Source organism: Streptosporangium heterodermiicola (assembly GCF_051390675.1).
Taxonomy (GTDB): Bacteria; Actinomycetota; Actinomycetes; order Streptosporangiales; family Streptosporangiaceae; genus Streptosporangium.
On sequence record NZ_JBPJSR010000004.1, the window covers coordinates 390,472 to 409,623 of the forward strand.

Annotated in this window: 19 protein-coding genes and 1 tRNA gene; 11 read left to right on the forward strand and 9 right to left on the reverse strand. The window is 68.3% G+C overall.

Features of this window, described 5'->3' with window-relative positions:
• Positions 1–527: 527 nt before the first annotated feature.
• Genes ACSC1Q_RS11700 through ACSC1Q_RS11710 form a run of 3 tightly spaced genes read left to right on the forward strand, consistent with a single transcriptional unit; the run spans position 528 to position 2,352 of the window.
• On the forward strand, positions 528–995 hold the full coding sequence (locus ACSC1Q_RS11700) for a phage holin family protein (protein ID WP_436758683.1): 468 nt from the start codon (positions 528–530) through the stop codon (positions 993–995).
• Complete coding sequence (locus ACSC1Q_RS11705) at positions 992–1,915, forward strand: alpha/beta fold hydrolase (RefSeq protein ID WP_436758684.1); 924 nt, start codon at positions 992–994, stop codon at positions 1,913–1,915. The genes ACSC1Q_RS11700 and ACSC1Q_RS11705 overlap by 4 nt, the downstream gene beginning before the upstream one ends.
• Positions 1,912–2,352 carry a DUF309 domain-containing protein gene (locus tag ACSC1Q_RS11710; protein ID WP_436758685.1) on the forward strand — a complete coding sequence of 147 codons (441 nt, stop codon included), beginning with the start codon at positions 1,912–1,914 and terminating at the stop codon, positions 2,350–2,352. The genes ACSC1Q_RS11705 and ACSC1Q_RS11710 overlap by 4 nt, the downstream gene beginning before the upstream one ends.
• A 211-nt stretch (positions 2,353–2,563) precedes the next feature.
• Here ACSC1Q_RS11710 and ACSC1Q_RS11715 read toward each other — a convergent pair whose 3' ends face one another.
• Positions 2,564–3,763: a MarP family serine protease gene (locus ACSC1Q_RS11715; RefSeq protein ID WP_436758686.1), complete on the reverse strand. Its 1,200-nt coding sequence runs from the start codon at positions 3,761–3,763 to the stop codon at positions 2,564–2,566.
• Between the two features lie 72 nt (positions 3,764–3,835).
• On the opposite strand from ACSC1Q_RS11715, the gene ACSC1Q_RS11720 reads away from it, so the two are divergent.
• Positions 3,836–4,366, forward strand: coding sequence for a HEAT repeat domain-containing protein (locus ACSC1Q_RS11720; protein WP_436758687.1), 531 nt, complete (start codon positions 3,836–3,838; stop codon positions 4,364–4,366).
• Positions 4,367–4,461: 95 nt separating this feature from the next.
• On the opposite strand, the gene ACSC1Q_RS11725 is transcribed toward ACSC1Q_RS11720, so the two are convergent.
• Together ACSC1Q_RS11725 and nth are read right to left on the reverse strand one after the other, a co-directional pair.
• On the reverse strand, positions 4,462–5,106 hold the full coding sequence (locus ACSC1Q_RS11725; protein WP_436758688.1) for an NUDIX hydrolase: 645 nt from the start codon (positions 5,104–5,106) through the stop codon (positions 4,462–4,464).
• Between the two features lie 117 nt (positions 5,107–5,223).
• Positions 5,224–5,943: an endonuclease III gene (gene nth, locus ACSC1Q_RS11730; protein ID WP_436758689.1), complete on the reverse strand. Its 720-nt coding sequence runs from the start codon at positions 5,941–5,943 to the stop codon at positions 5,224–5,226.
• Positions 5,944–5,988: 45 nt separating this feature from the next.
• On the opposite strand from nth, the gene ACSC1Q_RS11735 reads away from it, so the two are divergent.
• Positions 5,989–6,711 (forward strand): Crp/Fnr family transcriptional regulator, encoded by a 723-nt coding sequence (locus tag ACSC1Q_RS11735; RefSeq protein WP_329426616.1) that lies wholly within the window; start codon positions 5,989–5,991, stop codon positions 6,709–6,711.
• A gap of 157 nt (positions 6,712–6,868) precedes the next feature.
• On the opposite strand, the gene ACSC1Q_RS11740 is transcribed toward ACSC1Q_RS11735, so the two are convergent.
• The 4 genes from ACSC1Q_RS11740 to sp36 form a co-directional block, all read right to left on the reverse strand.
• Positions 6,869–7,735, reverse strand: coding sequence for an MBL fold metallo-hydrolase (locus ACSC1Q_RS11740; RefSeq protein ID WP_436758690.1), 867 nt, complete (start codon positions 7,733–7,735; stop codon positions 6,869–6,871).
• Complete coding sequence (locus ACSC1Q_RS11745) at positions 7,732–8,568, reverse strand: NUDIX hydrolase (RefSeq protein WP_436758691.1); 837 nt, start codon at positions 8,566–8,568, stop codon at positions 7,732–7,734. The genes ACSC1Q_RS11740 and ACSC1Q_RS11745 overlap by 4 nt, the downstream gene beginning before the upstream one ends.
• Before the next feature lie 488 nt (positions 8,569–9,056).
• Positions 9,057–9,515 carry a RidA family protein gene (locus tag ACSC1Q_RS11750; RefSeq protein WP_436758692.1) on the reverse strand — a complete coding sequence of 153 codons (459 nt, stop codon included), beginning with the start codon at positions 9,513–9,515 and terminating at the stop codon, positions 9,057–9,059.
• Complete coding sequence (gene sp36 / locus ACSC1Q_RS11755) at positions 9,512–9,667, reverse strand: Sp36 family protein (protein WP_344742745.1); 156 nt, start codon at positions 9,665–9,667, stop codon at positions 9,512–9,514. The genes ACSC1Q_RS11750 and sp36 overlap by 4 nt, the downstream gene beginning before the upstream one ends.
• Positions 9,668–10,200: 533 nt before the next feature.
• Between sp36 and bagA the strand changes: the two genes are divergently transcribed.
• Both bagA and bagB read left to right on the forward strand, forming a co-directional pair.
• Entirely contained in the window at positions 10,201–11,205 is a 1,005-nt protein-coding gene (gene bagA / locus ACSC1Q_RS11760) for an ATPase BagA (RefSeq protein WP_436758693.1), read from the forward strand.
• The gene (bagB, locus tag ACSC1Q_RS11765; protein WP_436758694.1) at positions 11,202–12,329 is read left to right on the forward strand and encodes an ATPase BagB; all 1,128 of its coding nucleotides are present in this window, start codon (positions 11,202–11,204) and stop codon (positions 12,327–12,329) included. Before bagA ends, bagB begins: the two co-directional genes overlap by 4 nt.
• Before the next feature lie 155 nt (positions 12,330–12,484).
• Here bagB and ACSC1Q_RS11770 read toward each other — a convergent pair whose 3' ends face one another.
• Positions 12,485–12,781 (reverse strand): WhiB family transcriptional regulator, encoded by a 297-nt coding sequence (locus ACSC1Q_RS11770; protein WP_012887233.1) that lies wholly within the window; start codon positions 12,779–12,781, stop codon positions 12,485–12,487.
• Between the two features lie 318 nt (positions 12,782–13,099).
• Here ACSC1Q_RS11770 and ACSC1Q_RS11775 point away from each other — a divergent pair, with 318 nt between their 5' ends.
• On the forward strand, positions 13,100–15,331 hold the full coding sequence (locus ACSC1Q_RS11775; RefSeq protein ID WP_436758695.1) for a transglycosylase domain-containing protein: 2,232 nt from the start codon (positions 13,100–13,102) through the stop codon (positions 15,329–15,331).
• Positions 15,332–15,432: 101 nt separating this feature from the next.
• Here the strand turns inward: ACSC1Q_RS11775 and ACSC1Q_RS11780 are convergent, their stop codons facing one another.
• Positions 15,433–15,891, reverse strand: a complete 459-nt coding sequence (locus tag ACSC1Q_RS11780) for a GatB/YqeY domain-containing protein (RefSeq protein WP_436758696.1) — start codon at positions 15,889–15,891, stop codon at positions 15,433–15,435.
• 80 nt (positions 15,892–15,971) lie between these two features.
• On the opposite strand from ACSC1Q_RS11780, the gene ACSC1Q_RS11785 reads away from it, so the two are divergent.
• The 3 genes from ACSC1Q_RS11785 to ACSC1Q_RS11795 all read left to right on the forward strand — a co-directional run bounded on the left by ACSC1Q_RS11785 (position 15,972) and on the right by ACSC1Q_RS11795 (position 19,099).
• Positions 15,972–16,895: a metallophosphoesterase gene (locus ACSC1Q_RS11785; RefSeq protein WP_436758697.1), complete on the forward strand. Its 924-nt coding sequence runs from the start codon at positions 15,972–15,974 to the stop codon at positions 16,893–16,895.
• A 35-nt stretch (positions 16,896–16,930) separates the two neighbouring features.
• Positions 16,931–17,004, forward strand: a tRNA-Pro gene (locus ACSC1Q_RS11790).
• 322 nt (positions 17,005–17,326) lie between these two features.
• Positions 17,327–19,099 carry an ATP-dependent nuclease gene (locus ACSC1Q_RS11795; RefSeq protein ID WP_436758698.1) on the forward strand — a complete coding sequence of 591 codons (1,773 nt, stop codon included), beginning with the start codon at positions 17,327–17,329 and terminating at the stop codon, positions 19,097–19,099.
• The last annotated feature ends 53 nt before the right edge of the window (positions 19,100–19,152 follow it).

A 19,152-nucleotide genomic window follows, 5' to 3' on the forward strand; every position in this document is an offset into this window, starting at 1 on the left:
ATGTTCACCCGATGACGTTCACCGGGCCGCCGCCTGGGTAGCCCTCGGCCCGTTGACATCTTCTTCGGGGCCGAAGGCCGCAGGAAACGGGAGACTCCCGCCCGCACGGGCCTGGAGTCGCCCCGGCGCTCACCGTCCCGGCCAGGGAGCCGACAGCCCTGGTCAAGACCCCGACAACCCCGACCAAGAGCCCGACAGCCCCACCCGAAGACTCGACAGTCCCGGCCAAGGATCCGGCGGTCCCGCGCGGGCTCCACATCCCACCCGCCCGGTGGTGGGCCCGTGGTGCAGGTTCTCACCACCGGACAGCCGAGACCTCACCAAACCGGTGCAGTCCCCCGCCTCCCCTCCTCCCCGGGACTAAAGTCTGAAGTCTTGACGACGCAGGTATTTGATGACACGTACGCGATGACCACCGGCGTGCTCGTGACGCCGGTTCCGGCGACGATTCCGCTGCGGGTGTGCGTGCGCGACCGCCTCAGCGCGCAGCATGATGTTCGACAAAGGCCCTCGATAGGAGATCGTCCATGACACATATCCCGCCCGCGGAACCACAGGAGGAGTCACTGGGCACGCTGGTCGCCGCCGCCAGCGACCACATATCCACCCTGGTCCGCGCCGAGATCGAACTGGCCAAGGCCGAGTTCAGGTTCGACGCCAAACGGATCGGCACGGCGGTGGGACTCTTCGGCGCGGCGGCGTTCATGGCCCACCTGTGCCTGATCCTCGCCTCGTTCACGATCGCCTACGCCCTGATCGGCGCGGGCCTGTGGCCCTGGGCCGCCTTCCTGATCGTCACCGTCCTCTACCTGCTCACAGCCGGGCTGCTGGTCTTCATCGGCATGCGGCGGTTCAAGGGCCTGACCGGGATGAAGCGGACACTACGCTCGCTCAAGACCATCAGGAGCGGCGAGCCGGAGACCGTTCCCGGTACGGCTCCGGTCACCACCGGTCAGGCGGACGGCCGTCGCGACCCGGCGAGACCCGGCCAGTGAGCGGACCCGACGAGTCCCTGGTCATGGTCGAGGGGCCGTGGACCCACCGCTCCGTCCACGCCGGCGGCACCCGCTTCCACGTCGTGGAGGCCGGTACGGGCCCCCTCGTGCTGCTGCTCCACGGATTCCCGCAGTTCTGGTGGAGCTGGCGCAACCAGCTCGTCTCGCTTCCGGCGGCGGGCTACCGCGCCGTCGCCGTCGACCTGCGGGGCTACGGAGCCAGTGACAAGCCCCCGCGCGGCTACGACCTGCACACCCTGGCCGCCGACGCGGCCGGGCTGATCCGGGCGCTGGGCGAGACCGGCGCGATCGTCGTAGGCCACGACTGGGGCGGGCTGCTCGCCTGGACGATGGCCGTGACGGATCCCAAGGCGGTCCTGCGGCTGGTCCCGGTCTCGGCGCCGCACCCCCGGCGTCTCCGCACCACGCTGTTCACCGAGCCCTTCGGCCAGTTCAGGGCGGCCCGCTACGCGCTGGGCTTCCAGGCGCCGCTGCTTCCCGAGCGGCGCCTGACCGCCAACTCCGGCGCCAGGGTGGGGCGGCTGCTCGACCAGTGGTCGGGTCCCGGCTGGCCCGAGGAGGACGTGTCGAGGACCTACCGCGACGCGTTCCGCATCCGCAACGTCTCGCACTGCGCGCTGGAGTACCACCGCTGGTTCGGCCGCTCCCAGCTCCGTCCGGACGGATGGCGCTACGCGAGGACGATGCGTACCCAGATCAACGTGCCGACCCTGCAGCTGCACGGCACGCTCGACGGGCACATCCTGCCGCACACCGCCCAGGGCTCCGGCCGCTACGTCGCCGCCCCCTACCGATGGCGGCTGATCGAGGGCGTCGGGCACTTCCCGCACGAGGAGCGCCCCGAGGAGTTCGACGCCGAGCTCGTCGCCTGGCTGTCCGACCCGGAGCCCGACCGGTGAACGGGCGCGACCGGGATCCCGACGGGAGGCCGCGCAACCAGCGGCCCCGCGACGCGTTCGGGCGCCCGCTGCCGCCCGGCGCCGAGGGCGTGGAACGCATCCCGGACGACTACGCGCCGAGCGCCGAGGAGGCCCTCTCCGAAGCGCGCCGCCTGCTCGGCGAGGGACGGCCGTTCCACGCCCACGAGGTGCTGGAGGGCCGCTGGAAGAACTCCCCCGAGGAGGAACGCGAGCTGTGGCAGGGGCTGGCGCAGATCTGTGTCGGCCTCACCCACCTGCAACGGGGCAACCGCCGCGGGGCCGCGACGCTCTTCGCGCGGGGCGCCGACCGGATCGGCGGCTACGGCATGCCGTACGAACAGATCGCCAGGACCGCCCACGAGCTCGACGACCTGGAGGCCGGGGCGGCGATCGCCAGGATCGAGGCCCTTCTCTGATCCTCTGATCCTTGCCCCCGCCGTCCGGACGCGACGGCGAAGTCCCGACGACGTACGCGGACGTCGCCCGGACCGCGCCCGGACGTCGCTCGCACGATGTTCGGGCGTCGCTCGCGCGGTTCGCGGGACGGGAGCGCCGGGCGACCGGACCGGACACCACGAAGGCGTACAAGGCAAGGTACGGAGCACCGCGGACGAAAAGGGCGACGCGCTAGTTCTGGTCGCACTCCTGGGTGTCGACCTGGTTGAAGAGCCTGGAACCGTCCTCGGCGTCCGGCGCGACCTCGGCGGCGGTGAGCACGTAGCCGGTCTCCTGCTGGTCGAGGGCGGCGGCGAAGACGACGCCGTAGACCTTGCCCTCGGGGGTGAGCAGCGGGCCGCCGGAGTTGCCCTGGCGGACCAGGCCGCGGATGGCGTACACGTCGCGGACGACGGTCTTGCGCTCGTAGATGTTGAACCCCTTGGCCTTCTGCTGCACCCGGATGCGGGCCACGTTCATGGTGTAGCCGTGACCGTGCGGGAATCCGGCGACGATCGCGTCGTCGCCCTTCTCCGCGGTGCCGTCGAAACGCAGGATCGGCATGTTGAGCCCGGCGACGTGCAGGATGGCGATGTCGCGGTCGGGGTTGTAGAGCACGACCTTCGCCGGGTGGGTCTTGTTGAGGTAGTCGGTGACCTGGAGCCCCTGGTTGACCCCGGCGACCACGTGCGCGTTCGTCATAATCTTGTTCTGGGCGTAGACGAACCCGGTGCCCTCGATGTGCTTGCGGCAGCTCGTGGCCACGCCCTGGACCTTGACGATGCCCCGGCGCGCCCGGGTGAGCTGCCTGTTGCCCTTAGCCACGCTCTGGTCGGGCGGCGAGACGTCGACGAGCTGGCCGCCCCCGATGGCGTCGAACACCTTCGGGAAGCCGGAGGTGTCGATGAAGTTCTTGAACGGTTTCTGCAGGTCCTTGGCCGCGCTGGGCAGCGTCTGGTCGACCGTGCTCAGCAGCAGGGACTTGTTGACCTGCTCGCTGATCAGGGTGAACTGCGACGACGCGAGCAGCGAGCCGATCAGCCACGCGATGATCAGCACGGAGAAGGCACTCGCGAAGGTGCCGCCGACCGCGTCGACGACCTTGGCGGGCTCCCAGGTGACATGGCTGCGGACCACCGCGCCGATCGTGGACGACGCGAACTGCCCGACCGTGGCGGAGAGGAAGACGATGACGATCGCGAGCAGGGCGCGCTCGGTCTCGCCGTCGACCACGGCTCCGGCGATGGGCGGAGCGATGAACATGCCCAGCAATCCGCCACCGACAAAACCGACAAAGCTCAGGGCACCGATGATGAACCCCTGGCGGTATCCCGACACCGCGAAGGCCACCATCAGGGCGATCAGGATGAGATCGAGGAGATCACCGCTCACTCCCTTACGGTATCCAGCCGCCGCCCCGCGCGTGCACACCTTCTGTGAGGTCTCTGCGGTTATCGTGGCCGGATGGCGATGATCGGAGGGGCGGCGGCCGTGGAGTCTCTCATCGAGACCGCACTGCGAGAACGGGATCAGGAGGGCGCGGCCCGCTGGCGCGCGATCACCCAGCTGCAGGAACGCGGCGATCTGGAGACCTTCACCGCGGCACGGAGGCTGTGCTCGGGGAGGACCACCGCCGAACGGATGCTCGGGGTCGACATCCTGGGGCGGCTCGGATTCGTCGACCGGACGCTGCCGGTGCTCCGCACCCTGTCGGTCCAGGAGGACGACTGCCTGGTGCTCTACTCGGTGCTGATCGCCTTCGGCCACCTCAGGGACCGCCGCGCGCTGCCGTCGGTGATCGCCCTCGCCGAGCACGACGACCCCCGGATCAGGTACGGGGCCGCCTACGCGCTGCCGAACATCATGGGCAGCCCGCCCGACCCGACCGGCCTGGCCGCGCTGCGGCGGCTCACCCTCGACCCCGACGACGACGTGGCCGACTGGGCCCGCCTCGGCCTCGCCCTGTCGACGGGCCGCAAGGTCGAGGACGCCTGAACGGGACGCGAGAACGAAGACGCGGAATCGAAAATGCCGGACCGGAAACCGCAGGACCGAAGACGTGAGAACGAGGACGCAGGACCGAGGACGTCTCAGCGGGACGCGAGGTTGAGGACGTCGGGCGGGATGTCCTCGACCCGTGACCGGTCCCAGGGAAGCTCGAAACCCGAACCGCCCAGCACCCCGTCGAGCACCCCCGCGGTGAACCCCCACACCAGCAGCCCGCGTACCCGGAACGCCGGTCCGGTGTGACCGCCCGGGTGGCGCAGCCTGATCCGGTTGGCCGGGTCGACGAGCTCGCGGACCGGGACCCGCTCCACCGACTCCACCTCGTCGGGCGAGGCCGCGTGCACCACGCAGGGCGTGTGCCACCAGCCCAGCACCGGGGTCACCCGGTTGTCGCTGTGGCTCAGGTACAGCTCGGGCATGGTCCCGAGCACCCGGACGCCCGCCGGGTCGAGACCGGTCTCCTCACCCGCCTCGCGCAGCGCCGCGGCGATCGGGCCGTCGTCCTCGGGGTCGACCCCGCCACCGGGGAACGCGGGCTGTCCCGGGTGCGTGCGCCCGCGCGAGCTCCGCTGGATGAGCAGCACGTCGGGGCCGAGCGGTCCCTCGCCGAAGAGCAGGAGCACCGCGGCCTTCCGCCCCCCGGACACCGGGGGGCGGAAAATCGGTGACACCGGCATGCCCGTGACCCGCTCCGCCAGCGTTTCCAACCACCCAGGGACCTCTTCCACGGGCACACCTCCGGTTCTCTGCAACACGGTGTCCCGCCCCGCGCTTCCCGGTGCCGATGGATTCGCGGGACGCGGAGACGCCGGCCGGACGGCCACCCTGCGACGATCAGGGAAAAATCACGAGAAGGGGCCGGGACGCACCAGCTTGGCGGCCTGGGCCGGATCGACGGGGCCGATGCCGTACGAGGGGCAGAGCGCGGCGAGCGGGCAGACGCCGCAGGCCGGCTTGCGGGCGTGGCAGACGCGGCGGCCGTGCCAGATCAGGCGGTGGGACATCATCGTCCAGTCGCGCTTCGGGATGAGCCCGGCGACGACGTGCTCGATCTTCACCGGATCGGTCTCCGAGGTCCAGCCGAAACGGTGGGTGAGCCGCTGGAAGTGGGTGTCGACGGTGATGCCGGGCACCCCGAAGGCGTTCCCGAGCACGACGTTGGCCGTCTTGCGGCCGACTCCGGGCAGCGCGACCAGGTCCTTGAGCTTCCCCGGCACCTCGCCGCCGTGGCGCTCGCACAGGGCCTGGGCCATGCCGATGATGCTGTTGGTCTTGGCGCGGAAGAAACCGGTGGGCCGGATGATCCCCTCCATCTCGGCCCGGTCGGCACCGGCATAGTCTTCCGCTGTGGGATATTTTGCAAAAAGGGTAGGAGTGACCGTATTAACCCTTTTGTCTGTGCATTGGGCGGACAGGATCGTCGCGACCAGTAGTTCGAGGGGATCGCGGAAGTCGAGCTCACAGTGGGCGTCAGGATAGGTTTCCACCAGAATCCGGTCCATTCGACGAGCTCGACGAACCAGGGCAAGCTGGGATTCACCACCGGGGCTGACGTTGCGAGGCACTCCGACAGCCTACGCTCAAGGCCCCCTGAAGAGCGGCACGGTGGGATGGGTCACAATGACTGCGTGAGCCGTGAAACAGGAGGCACTGTGAACTCCGACGACGTGCTGGGCAAGGCCCCTCTGTTCGCCGCGCTCGACCGTGAGAGCGCCGCCGCGCTGCGCACGAGCATCTCCGAGGTGGAACTGTCCAAGGGACAGACCCTCTTCAGCGAGAACGAGACCGGAGACCGCCTCTACGTGGTGCTCGAAGGCAAGATCAAACTCTCCCGGACCTCGCCAGACGGCCGGGAGAACCTGCTCAGCGTGCTCGGCCCGAGCGAGATGTTCGGCGAACTGTCCCTGTTCGACCCCCGTCCCCGTACGGCGTCCGCCACCGCGCTGACCGACGTCCTCCTGGCCGGGCTCGGGCACGACGACCTGCGGCCCTGGCTGACCGGCCGGCCCGAGGTCGCCCTCCACCTGCTGCGGGCCCTGGCCCAGCGCCTCCGCCGGACGAACGACGTGCTGGCCGACCTGGTCTTCACCGACGTGCCCGGCCGGGTGGCGAAGGCCCTGCTCGACCTGGCCGAGCGCTTCGGCCAGCGGATCGACGACGGCGTACGGGTCCACCACGACCTCACCCAGGAGGAGCTGGCCCAGCTGGTCGGCGCCTCGCGGGAGACGGTGAACAAGGCGCTGGCCGACTTCGCCCAGCGGGGCTGGCTGCGCATCGAGGCCAAGGCCGTGGTCATCATGGACCTGGAGCGGCTGCACAACCGCTCGCGCTAGCCCGGGACGGCCCGGAACCTCAGGGGGACGAATCACCCGGAAAAGGACCGTTCCGAGAGCGGTCCTTCCAGTTCCGGGGGCGGTCCCTCAGTTCCGGGGGCGGTCCCTCCGGTTCCGAGGGCGGCCCCGCCGAGAGAGCGGGCCCCCGGAGCCGGGTCTAACCGTCGAGATAGGCGAGCTGCGCGCGGACCGACATCTCGGCGGCGGGCCAGAGCGACCTGTCCACGTCCGCGTAGACGATCTCGACGATCTCCCTGGGTGTCGCCGCCCCCCGCCGCCGGGCCTCCCGGATCTGGTCGAGCCTCCGCCGCCGGTGCGCGATGTAGCCGTCGAGGGCGCCGATCGGGTCGGGCAGCACCGGGCCGTGGCCGGGCAGCAGCGCCTCGGCCCCGACCCGCTCGGCCCTCGCCCGCAGCAGGTCGAGAGAGCGCAGATAGTCGGCCAGGTCGCCGTCCGGGGCGATCACGGTGGTACCGCGGCCGAGCACCGTGTCGCCGGTGAGGATCGCCCGGTCCCGCGGCAGCCAGAAGCAGAGCGAGTCGAACGAATGGCCGGGCGTGCCCACGACGTGCAGCTCCAGTTCCCCGGCCGTGATCACGTCGCCGTCGCCGAGCCCCTCCTCGCCCAGCCGGTGCGCGGGATCCAGGGCCCTGACGGGCGCGCCGACCAGTCCGGCGAACTTCGCGGCGCCGCCGCTGTGGTCGTGGTGACCGTGGGTGAGCAGGATCGCGACGACCCGGCGGCCCTCCAGCCGCTTGGCGACCCGCGCGAGGTGCTCGTCGTCGTCCGGCCCCGGGTCGACGACCAGCACGTCCTCCCCGAACTCCCCGGCCTCCCCGGCCTCCCCGAGCGACCCGGACTCGCCGGACCCGGCCCCGGCGGGCCCACCGGCCGCCCTGAGGCCGATCACCCACGTGTTGGTGCCGTCCAGGGTCATCTCGGAGGGGTTCGGGGCGAGAAGGTTGAGCGCGTGGTCCGTACCGGCCCCGTCAGGTCCCTCCAGGGGGATCCGCAGCCCGCTCACCGCGCGCCGAACCGGTAGTCGTCGTCGAGCACGATGCGCATCTCCCCGTCCACCTCCGCGATCTTCGGCATGAAGGTCACGATCTCACGCTCGGCCGCGAGCGCCTCGGGCACCTTCCCGTAGGCGCTCAGCTCGGTGAGCGTGCGGTGCGTCGGGGGCATCAGGAAGATCTGGCCCGTCCCGCCCTGGTCGAGCGCGTCGGCGGGCCTGATCCAGACGACCTGGTCGGCCTCGCCGCCGACGTCGCGGGTGAGCTGGCCGGCCGGGAGCGCCGCGACGAAGAACCGGGTGTCGAAGCGCCTGGTCTCGACCTCGGGGGTGATCCAGTGCGCCCAGGGACGGAGCAGGTCGGAGCGGAGGACCAGGCCGCGCCGGCCGAGGAAGCCGGCGAAGGACAGGGTCTTGCCGATCAGGGCGAGCCGGTCGGCCTCCCAGTCGTCACCGGTGGTGTCGGACACCACGGACTCCGCGGACGGACCGGCCAGCAACACCCCCGACTCCTCGAACGTCTCCCGTACGGCGGCGCACACCAGGCCCCGGGCGGTCTGCTCGTCCGCGCGGAAGATCTCGCCCCAGGCGGCGGGCGGAGGACCCGCCCAGTCGATCACCTGGTCGGTGTCGCGCGGGTCGACCGACCCGCCGGGAAAGACATAGGCCCCCGCGGCGAAGGCCATGCTCGCCTTGCGCCGCAGCAGGTAGACCTCCAGCCCGCCGGCCTCCTCACGGAGGACGACCACGGTGGCGGCGTCCCGGGCCGGGACCGGGGCGACCCGCCCGGCCAGGATGTCGCGCGCTCGCTCGCCCAGCTCACCGGGAAGCGGGATACCGCCCATTGAGACCCTCCACCAGAACACTGCTCGGTTTCAGGTCCATCATGTGGCACGGCACCGTCCCGGACAATCACGGGGCCGTCCCGGCGCCGCGAAGCGTGACGTGGGGCACAACGCCTCCGTACGGCCCCTGGCGAGCCCTCACGGCACCCGTACGGCCCCGGGGTCCCGGGCCACCTGCCCAGGACCTCGGTCACCGTCGGCGGGCCTCAACGGCCACCAGGGACCTTCCGCCTCCGGTGACAGCGGGGCTCGCCAAGGCCCCACCTCCGATGGCCGCGAGCCCGTCAGGGCTTCACCTCCGGTGCCCCTCGGGTCCGTCAGGGCCCACCGCTCCACCGAGCTCCAGAAACCCCAAGCTCCCGAGGCCCCGAGCTCTAAGGCTCCGAAGTTCCCGAGGCCCCGAGTTCCCGAAACCCCGGGCTCCCAAGACCCCGAGGTCCCGCGGTTCCAAAACCCCGAGGCTCCAAGTCCCCGAGGTCCCGGCGGCCTCAGCGGACCTCGGCGATCACCTCGACCTCGACCGGCGCGTCCAGCGGGAGGACGGCGACACCGACCGCGCTGCGGGCATGTTTGCCCGCGTCACCGAGCACGGCGGCGAGCAGGTCGCTGGCGCCGTTGACGACCTGCGGCTGGCCGGTGAAGGCCGGGGCGCTGGCCACGAAGCCGACGACCTTGACGATGCGGACGATGTTCGACAGCCCTCCGGCCGCCGACGCGATGGCGGCGAGGGCGTTGAGCGCGCACACCCTCGCGAGCTCGTAGGCGTCCTCGACGTCCACCTCCGCGCCGACCTTGCCGGCGGTCACCAGCTTGCCGTCCACGATCGGGAGCTGCCCCGAGGTGTAGACATGATCGCCGGAACGCACCGCGGGGACGTACGCCGCCAGCGGCGGCACCACCTCGGGCAGGGTCAGGCCCAGCTCGGCCAGTCTCTCCTCGGCCGTCACTGCCGCGGCCGCTTCAGGTAGGCGACCAGCTGCTCGGGGTTGGGACCCGGCACGACCTGGACGAGCTCCCAGCCGTCCTGGCCCCAGTTGTCAAGAATCTGCTTCGTCGCGTGGACCAGCAGCGGCACCGTCGAGTACTCCCATTTCGTCATGCGGGACACATTAGCGAGACCACTACCGGGGAGCGGCCCACCCCGAACCGCCGGACACCGGTCCCGCCCCCGGAGCGACCCTCGGCAAACACCCAGACCGATCCGGAGGCGGCCGGGAAAGCCGGAGCGAGGAGGTGTACCGGCGTGCGTCCCCGGCCCTCCGACCGGCGCCACCTCCGGGAGAACCGGCGCCGCCTCCGGGAGATGAGCCAGCGATCAGGCGGATGATCAGGACGGCCCGCTGTGAGAATCTGCATATTTACTTTCCGAGCCGGATCGTTTAGCGAAACGAACGCCCACGGTCTTCCGGGCCGTGCGCCGGATCCCCTCCCTGCCCGCTCCCGGCACGTACGGCCCACGCGACCGTGCTGAACAGGGCGATCGGCAGTGAAACCGCCCGGAGGAGGCATCTCATCCGCCCTGCGGACGGATGCCAATAAAGGGGCGCGGCCCACCAAGGGGCCGTATCGGTGCGCGCTCTCCGGGGAAGGCGCCGAGGAGTTGTCAAGTAGCCGTTGGGTAGCCTTCGAAGGGTGAGAGCTCGCGACACCGATTGGGACGGCGTACGCCTTCACGTCGTCACCGGCAAGGGCGGCACCGGCAAGACCACGGTGGCCGCCGCACTCGCGCTCGCCCTCGCGGCGGGTGGCAGAAAGGTCCTGCTGGTCGAGACCGAGGGCCGCCAGGGGATCTCCCGCGTCTTCGACCTGCCGCCGCTGCCGTACGAGGAGCGCAAGATCGCCGTCGCGCCCGGCGGCGGGGACGTCTACGCGCTCGCCGTCGACGCCGAGGAGGCCATGCTCGAATATCTTGAGATGTTCTACGGCATGCGCAGGGCGGGCAGGGCGCTCAGCAAGATCGGCATTGTCGACTTCGCCACCACCATCGCCCCCGGCTTCCGTGACGTCCTGGTCACCGGCAAGACGAGCGAGGCCGTCCGGCGCAAGGGCAAGGACGGCAAGAGGGTCTACGACGCGGTCGTGCTGGACGCGCCGCCGACCGGCAGGATCGCGCGCTTCCTCAACGTCACCAACGAGGTCGCAGGGCTGGCCAGGGTCGGCCCGATCAAGAACCACGCCGACCTGGTGAACGGCGTCGTCTCCTCACCCGAGACCGCCGTGCACTTCGTCACGCTCCTGGAGGAGATGCCGGTCCAGGAGACCCTGGACGGACTGCGCGAGCTCCGCGCCGCGGGGCTCCCGCCCGGTGGGATCTTCGTCAACATGATCCGCGAGTCGCTGCTGCCCGCCTCCGTCCTGGAGGCCGCCGCCGAGGACAGGTTCGACCCGGCCGAGCTGGTGCTCGGTCTCAAGGCCGCGGGGCTCACCGACGGCGGCCCCGGCGCGGTCGCGGTGGCCGAGGCCCTGACCGAGGAGATCGCCGAGCACGCCCGCCGCACCGACCTGGAACGGTACGAGAGGCGGTCGCTGGACAAGGCCGCCCGCCCCCGCTACGACCTGCCGCTGCTGGCCGACGGGGTGGATCTGTCGGGGCTGTACGAGCTGGCGGAATCGATCCGCACCCAGGGAGCAGCGTGAAGAAACCCCCGTTCCTCGACCTCGACGCGATCATCGACGATCCGAACACCCGGATCGTCGTCTGCTGCGGCTCCGGCGGCGTCGGGAAGACCACCACCGCCGCGGCACTGGGGCTGCGCGCGGCCGAGCGCGGCCGTTCCGCCGTGGTGCTCACCGTCGACCCCGCGCGGCGGCTGGCGCAGTCGATGGGGCTCACCGAGCTCGACAACACCCCCAGGCCCGTCATGGGCGTCGAGGGCGAGGGCCGGCTGCACGCCATGATGCTCGACATGAAGCGGACCTTCGACGAGATCATCGAGGCGCACGCCGACCCCGAGCGAGCCCGCCAGATCCTGACGAACCCCTTCTACCAGTCCCTGTCGTCCAGCTTCTCCGGCACGCAGGAGTACATGGCGATGGAGAAGCTGGGCCAGCTCAGGCGGTCGGACGAGTGGGATCTGATCATCGTCGACACCCCGCCGTCCCGCTCCGCGCTCGACTTCCTCGACGCCCCCGAGCGGCTCGGCCGCTTCCTCGACGGCAAGCTGATCCGGGTGCTCATGCTTCCCGCCAAGGCCGGGGGACGCAGCGCGTTCAAGCTGTTCAACGCGGGTTTCGGCATCGTCGCCGGGGCGCTGACCAAGCTGCTGGGCGCGCAGGTGCTCAAGGACCTGCAGACGTTCGTGTCCGCGCTGGACGCCGTCTTCGGCGGCTTCAGGGCGCGGGCGGACCAGACCTACCGGCTCCTGCAGGCTCCGGGGACGGCGTTCGTCGTCGTGGCCTCGCCCGAGCGCGACGCGATGCGCGAGGCGTCCTACTTCGTGGAGAGGCTGGCCGAGGAGCGCATGCCCCTGGCGGGCCTCGTGGTCAACCGGGTGCACCGCTCGCCCGCGTCCATGCTGTCAGGGGCGCGGAGCACCGCCGCCGCAGAGGACCTGGAGTCACGCGGCGAGCACGAGCTCACCTCCGCCGTGCTGCGGTTGCACGCCGGCCGGATGCAGCTGGCCGCCCGCGAGCGACGCGAGGAGGAGCACTTCATCTCCGCTCACCCCACGGTGCCGGTGGCACGGGTCCCCGCCATGGCGCAGGACGTGCACGACCTGGAGGGGCTGCGCGAGGTGGGCGACCTCCTGGCCACCCGCTAGCCGTACGAAGTGACGGCGTGGCCGTCTGGTCCCACGCACCGGACGGAGTGTCCTCGAACGAACCCGGAGAACACGCGTGGCGACGCGCGCTCTCCGGTCCGTGACATGCGTGTACGGCTGGCGCTCGGCGCCAGCCGTACGGGATGGGCGCGAACTCAGCCGGCGATCAGCTCATTAGTCCGCTCGTATTCCTCTTTGGCCAACTCCAGCAGGTCCCGCCAGGAGTCGACATCCGGTCGCCGACGCAACAGCGCTCGGCGTTCGCGCTCGGTCATCCCGCCCCAAACCCCGAACTCGATGCGGTTGTCCAGCGCATCGGCGAGGCACTCGGTCCGGACCGGGCATCCTCGGCAGATCAGCTTCGCTCGGTTCTGGGCAGCACCCTGAACGAACAAAGCGTCAGGATCCGCACCCTTACAGGCCGCACGGGAGGTCCAATCCGTGATCCACATTCGACCCCACTCCCCTTTAGGTGGTCAGTCGTGACTTGGGCCGACGGGCGCGGGCGTCGGGCCTCGGTATTCAATTGCTGCAGAAAGAGAACGTACGCAACCAGACGTTCGGGCCGACAGACCCCGGCGGGACCAAATTCTCACATGGTCATCCACGGCCATCTGGCCGGGAATGACTAGTCACCTGCCTGAGATAACGGGACAAAGCCAGGCTAAGATGGCGTTCCGTTACCGTTTGCGGCATCCGTCCGACGTACCCTGGGTCTCGTGCAAGCTCAAGGCAAAGACCAGGTGTCTGTGATCGGCGCAATCGGTAATGTGCTGAAGCTGATCAGCGCGGCCGCTGTCACGGGTGTGCTCGCCGCCGCGGTGGCACTTCCGGTCGTGGGCGGCGCGGGAATGACGGTGAACGCGGCGGCCGACGAGCTGCGGCTTCTCCCCGAGGAGCTCAAGGAGCCCCCTCTCGCCGAGAAGACCACCCTGCTCGACGCCGACGGCAAGCAGTTCGCCCAGTTCTACTTCGAGAACCGCGAGTCGGTGAGGCTGGACGAGGTCGCCGACGTCATGAAGACGGCGATCGTGGCGATCGAGGACTACCGGTTCTACGAGCACGGGGCGATCGACCTTGAGGGCACCTTCCGCGCGGCCGTGAAGAACGTCTCGGGCGGCGGGGTCGTCCAGGGCGGCTCCTCCATCACGCAGCAGTACGTCAAGCTCGTGCTCGTCAACGCCGCGGAGACCAAGGAGGAGCAGGACGCCGCGATCGCGCCCACGCTCCCCAGGAAGCTCAACGAGCTGCGCTACGCGCTGGCCATCGAGGAGAAGTACACCAAGTCGGAGATCCTTGAGCGCTATCTGAACATCTCCTACTACGGCGCGGGCGCCTACGGCATCCAGGCCGCGTCCCGGCGCTTCTTCAACAAGCCCGCCTCGAAGCTGAACGTGTGGGAGGCGGCCACCCTCGCCGGGGCCGTACAGAACCCGAGCGTGACCGACCCCAGCGCCGGCAAGGCCTCCCGCGACCGGCTCCTGACCCGGCGCAACATCGTGCTGGGCCGGATGGCCGAGCTCGGCAAGATCACGCCGCAGGAGGCCGAGGAGGCCAGGAAGAAGAAGCTCGGCTTCAAGAACATCGAGGCCCCCGGCGGCTGCGAGGAGAGCGCCTACCCGTACTTCTGCCTCTACGTGCGGCAGGAGATCGCGACGAACGAGGACTTCGGCAAGACCCGCAAGCAGCGCGAGAGGCTGCTGCAGCGGGGCGGCCTGGTCATCAAGACGACGCTCACCCCGAAGGCCCAGAAGGCCGCGGAGAAGGCGATCAAGGGTTACGTCAAGACCAGCGACAAGCCGGTCGCCGCGCAGGCGATGGTCGTCCCCGGCACCGGCGCCGTGAAGGCGATGGCCGCCAGCCGCAACTTCGGCAGGAACAAGAAGAAGAACGAGATCAGCTACAACCTCGTCGGCGACCGGGAGCACGGCGGCGGAGCGGGCTTCCAGGCGGGGTCCACGTTCAAGCCCTTCACCCTGCTGACCGCCCTGGACCAGGGCATGAAGCTGAACGACGGTTTCGGCACCGGCTCCGGCTACCGGTCCCCCAGCCACAGCGCGTTCCGCAACTGCAAGGGCAAGGCGGTCGGCGAGCCCGACCACGAGGTCAAGAACTCCAGCGAGGGCGGCGGCGGCTTCAAGACCCTGACCACCGGCACCCTGGGGTCGGTGAACACCTTCTTCATGCGCCTGGAGCAGGAGGTCGGCCTCTGCGAGACGGTCAAGATGGCCAAGAACCTGGGCATCAAGCGCGCCGACGGCAGGGGCCTGAAGGAGTTCGAGACCTTCACGCTCGGCATCAACGAGATGGACCCGGTGACGGTCTCCGCCGCCTACGCGACGATCGCGGCCCGCGGCACCTACTGCAGCCCGATGGTGATCACCGAGAGCACCGACCGCGACGGCAAGAAGACCTCCTACAAGCCGAAGTGCAAGCAGGTCCTGGACGAGGAGGTCGCCGACGCGGCCACCCACATCATGTCCGGGGTCTTCACCAAGGGCACGATGACCGAGGTCGGCGGCATCGGCCGTCCGGCGGCGGGCAAGACCGGCACCACCGACGCCTACACCGCCGCCTGGTTCGCCGGGTTCACCCCCGACCTCGCCTCCGCGGTGAGCCTCGGCGACCCGCGCGGCGCCTTCAAGTACGACCTGACCGGCGTGACCATCGGCGGGCGCTACTACAGCTACGTGTACGGTGCCTCGATCTCCGGGCGGATCTGGAAGGACTCCATGCTCGGTGCGCTCAAGGGCGTCGAGGCGACCCCCTTCACCCCGGTGAACATGGACCGCTTCGGCGGCTGCTCCGCCGGCCGGTGCGCGCCCAAGCCCCCGCCGAAGCGCGACAACGGCGACGGCCCCGGAGACGGCCGGGGTGACGACCGCGGCGACAACGGCGACGGCCCGTTCGGCCCGCCGGACGGCGGCGACAACCGGGAGGTCAACAACGGCTTCCCGATCGGCCCGAACGGCGAGGCCCCGATCGCCCCGCCCGTCCCGTAACGCCACCGGAGCCCCGGGAACACCCGGAACACCGGGTCCCCCCGGGACACCGGAGCCCTCTTCGCCGGACCTTCGAAGGTCCGGCGAAGAGGGCTCTCGCCTCAGGAGGACGCCAGGCGGGCCCGTACGGCCTGCGCGACGCGGCCGCCCTCGGCGCGTCCGGCGACCTTCGGGTTCACGAGCTTCATGACCTGGCCCATCGCCTGCGGCCCGGTGGCGCCGCTCTCGGCGACGGCCTCATCCACGAGCCCGGCGAGCTCCTCGTCGGACAGCTGCGCGGGCAGGTAGGCCTCCAGCACGGCCTGCTCGTCGACCTCCGCCTGAGCCTGCTCCACCCGGCCGGCACCGCTGAACGCCTCGGCCGCCTCCCGGCGCTTCTTGGCCTCCTTGGCCAGCACCTTGACGACCTCGTCGTCACTGAGCTGGCGTGCGGTCCTACCCGAGACCTCCTCGACGTTCACGGCCGCGAGGGCCATGCGGATCGTGCGGGTGCGGATCTCGTCCCTGCTCTTCATGGAGGCCGTGAGATCGGCCTTCAGCTTGTCCTTCAATGCGCTCATGCCGTCCATCTTGCCGCCTCACCAGCCCGGCTGTATCCCGAGTTTCCGTTCGAAGGCCCGATCTCGGGCATGATGAGAAGGTGAGGAAAGCAGCCGCGGTGCCCCTGTCCCTGTTCGGCGTCGGCCTGGCCGGCCTCGCGTACGCCTCGGTCGTCGAGCGCAACGCGTTCCGGCTGCGCCGCTTCGACGTGCCCGTGCTGGAGCCCGGGCAGCGGCCCGTACGCATCCTCCACCTGTCCGACCTGCACCTCACCCCCGGCAGGCGGAGGCTGATCGACTGGGTGCGCTCGCTGGGGGCCCTCAACCCCGACCTGGTGGTCAACACCGGCGACTCCATCTCGCACCCCGACGCGATCGCGCCCCTCATGCACGCCCTGGAGCCCCTGCTGTCCCGCCCCGGCCTGTTCGTCTACGGCTCCAACGACATGTACGAGCCGCGGCCGAAGAATCCGGCACGTTACCTCTGGCGCACGTCCAAGGCCGACTACGGCCAGAAGATCCCCACCCTCCCCTGGGAGGAGCTGGGCGCCGCCATGGCCGCCGAGGGCTGGCTGGACATGAACAACACCACCGCCCGCCTCAAGGTCGGCGATCTCGACGTGGCCGTGGGCGGCATCCACGACTCCCACATCAACCTCGATCGTTACGACCTGATCGCCGGTCCCGCCCCGGCGGCGGCCGACCTGCGCCTGGGCGTGATGCACTCGCCGGAGCCCCGCAACCTGACCCGCTTCGCCGCCGACGGCTACCAGCTGCTGCTCGCCGGGCACACCCACGGCGGCCAGCTCTGCGTCCCCTTCTACGGCGCCCTGGTCACCAACTGCGGCATCGACAGGGCCCGCGTCAAGGGCATGAGCCGCCACGACTCCGCCTACCTCCACGTCTCCGCCGGCCTCGGCACCAGCCCCTACGCTCCGGTCCGCTTCGCCTGCTACCCCGAGGCCAGCCTCCTGACCCTGATGCCCCGCCGCCGCGGCGACGCAAGCACCCACGAAGTCCGCTAGACTTTTCCAAGCACGAGCAAGACCGGGCGTGTGACCGGGGTGTGGCGCAGCTTGGTAGCGCGCTTCGTTCGGGACGAAGAGGCCGCAGGTTCAAATCCTGTCACCCCGACGTCGAAGTGAAGTCCCGAGGCAGAAGGCCAGTTCCGAGAGATCGGAGCTGGCCTTCTGCGTTAGCTGAGTGACTGACTAATCCAAGCCTCATGCAGGTGCATCAACCCCTAGCTCCCCATAAGCCCCTCTAGGCGAACAACCGAGCCATAGGGTGACGGGAGGGGAGATTCCTTATTGCGCCCCCCTGTATGGCCAAATCCGCCGCACAGTTCGTTGGCGCTCGGTTGGCGTACCATGAGCCCGCAGATAACTCTTTGTATCCAATCGACAGCAACGAGCTATATGAATCGAACAGAATAACGAAAGGTTGATGTTCCCATATGGCTTCAGTTCCAGAAGATTTAATCAGCGGTGGCGATCCAGCCGCTTTCAAGGTTTCGGTCGATTACCTTACCACCACTGACCATACGAACATAAAGTTACCTCGGGCTGGCGTTACGGTCGTCGTAGGCGGAAACAACGTTGGGAAAACCACCTTTCTTGAAGAGATAGCGAATCTGCTACATCGGAGAGGTGAGCTTCCTAAACCCAACTATATAATTTCACAAGCGAGCTTGTTCAAATCAGGAACGCCACAAGACTTCGCATCATGGCTTAAAGATCATACGCCATGGTCTGACGAGCACCATGGGGCTGTCGGATTTATTGCCAATGATGGCAGCATAGTCAATCGAAGCGCTGTCGAGAATAATTGGCTTGGCAGTAACAACATTCCAGGAAGCCTGCTACACATTGCCCCCTTGCTTGTACATAAAGGCGATGCTCATCAGCGAATTCAATGGATACAGCCAACACCTCAGCGGGAAGACGTAGAAAAAGCAGCTACCCACCCCCTACACAAGCTGCAAGATGACCATCTTCTCTTGGAAGAAAAGCGCGCTTTGCACAAGCGAATATTTCGCGAGAGTCTCACTCTCGACAGATTGAGTGGCAAAGTTCAATTGAGAATCGGGGAGACCAGCGTCCAGGCTCCCACCATTGATGCTGTAACGGGTGAGTACCGCAGTGCGCTGATTGCACTGCCGCCTCTACATACACAAGGCGATGGCATGAAGAGTCTTACAGGGCTCCTTATGCCGATCATAACCGGCCAATACCCCATTATGATCGTCGATGAGCCAGAGGCTTTCCTTCATCCACCACAAGCCAATGTCCTTGGAAGGATCCTGGGAGAGCTGGCACAAAAGCGGAATGTACAAATCATTTTAGCAACCCATGATCGTAACTTTCTGGTGGGTCTACTCGAATCCGAAGCCCCTATTTCAGTTGTACACCTCGACCGCCAGGGGTCTCGGACGCTGGCACATCAGCTTGACTCTGACAAAGTACGAGAGCTATGGGATGACCCAGTGCTCCGATACACCAACGTCCTGGATGGCCTATTCCATAGGGTGGTGGTTCTGACAGAGGGGGATCGTGACTGCCGATTCTACAGAGCGTCCCTAGACGGGCTTGACGAAAGAGCTAGCCTATCGTTTTCACCGAGTGATGTTCTTTTTGTTCCGGCTGGCGGAAAGGATGGCCTTCCAAGAATGATTGCGGCCCTACAGAGCGTCTCGGTTCCTCTCGTCATAGTTCCCGACTTAGATGTACTTAACGATGAAGGAAAAATCAAGAGGCTCGTAGAATGCGTAAACGGCGATTGGGACGCATGCTTGCCCGACTATCGGATCGCCACTGAGCCTTTTAGGCAAGCTAGAGCCAGCGTGACATGTGGGGAAATTCTAGAACTTATTCGCCCCGTGCTGTCTTCCGACCCCAAGCGCCGGTTTGATAAAGATGTAGATAAGCTTATTAAAACTGCTATGCGCACCGAGCGCAGCCCATGGCAAGATCTCAAGGACTACGGAATGAGGGCTTTTAGGGGGCAAGCCAGCGTAGCCGCCGCCAAACTCCTTGAGAAACTTAATTCAGTCGGGATCGTTCCCGTCCGCGAAGGAGAGCTTGAGCGGCTAGCGCCATACGTTGAGAGCAGAAAGGGGGCTGGATGGCTAGAAGAAGCGCTACGCTCAGAAGCTCATCTCCAGGATCCAGCCCAAAGCCACATAATCGAAGTGGTTACAGCAATTCGACAGCAATTGAAACTGCCCTAAAGAATGCCCCGACATGAGAAACCATGCTCGCACCAAAGCAAGCTTGCACCGTA

Coding starts and splice junctions, on each gene's coding strand:
- ACSC1Q_RS11700 (WP_436758683.1), top strand. CDS start 528: ATGACACATATCCCGCCCGCGGAACCACAGGAGGAGTCACTGGGCACG.
- ACSC1Q_RS11720 (WP_436758687.1), top strand. CDS start 3,836: ATGGCGATGATCGGAGGGGCGGCGGCCGTGGAGTCTCTCATCGAGACC.
- ACSC1Q_RS11735 (WP_329426616.1), top strand. CDS start 5,989: ATGGGTCACAATGACTGCGTGAGCCGTGAAACAGGAGGCACTGTGAAC.
- ACSC1Q_RS11745 (WP_436758691.1), bottom strand. CDS start 8,568: ATGGGCGGTATCCCGCTTCCCGGTGAGCTGGGCGAGCGAGCGCGCGAC.
- sp36 (WP_344742745.1), bottom strand. CDS start 9,667: ATGACGAAATGGGAGTACTCGACGGTGCCGCTGCTGGTCCACGCGACG.
- ACSC1Q_RS11770 (WP_012887233.1), bottom strand. CDS start 12,781: ATGTGGATCACGGATTGGACCTCCCGTGCGGCCTGTAAGGGTGCGGAT.
- ACSC1Q_RS11780 (WP_436758696.1), bottom strand. CDS start 15,891: ATGAGCGCATTGAAGGACAAGCTGAAGGCCGATCTCACGGCCTCCATG.
- ACSC1Q_RS11795 (WP_436758698.1), top strand. CDS start 17,327: ATGGCTTCAGTTCCAGAAGATTTAATCAGCGGTGGCGATCCAGCCGCT.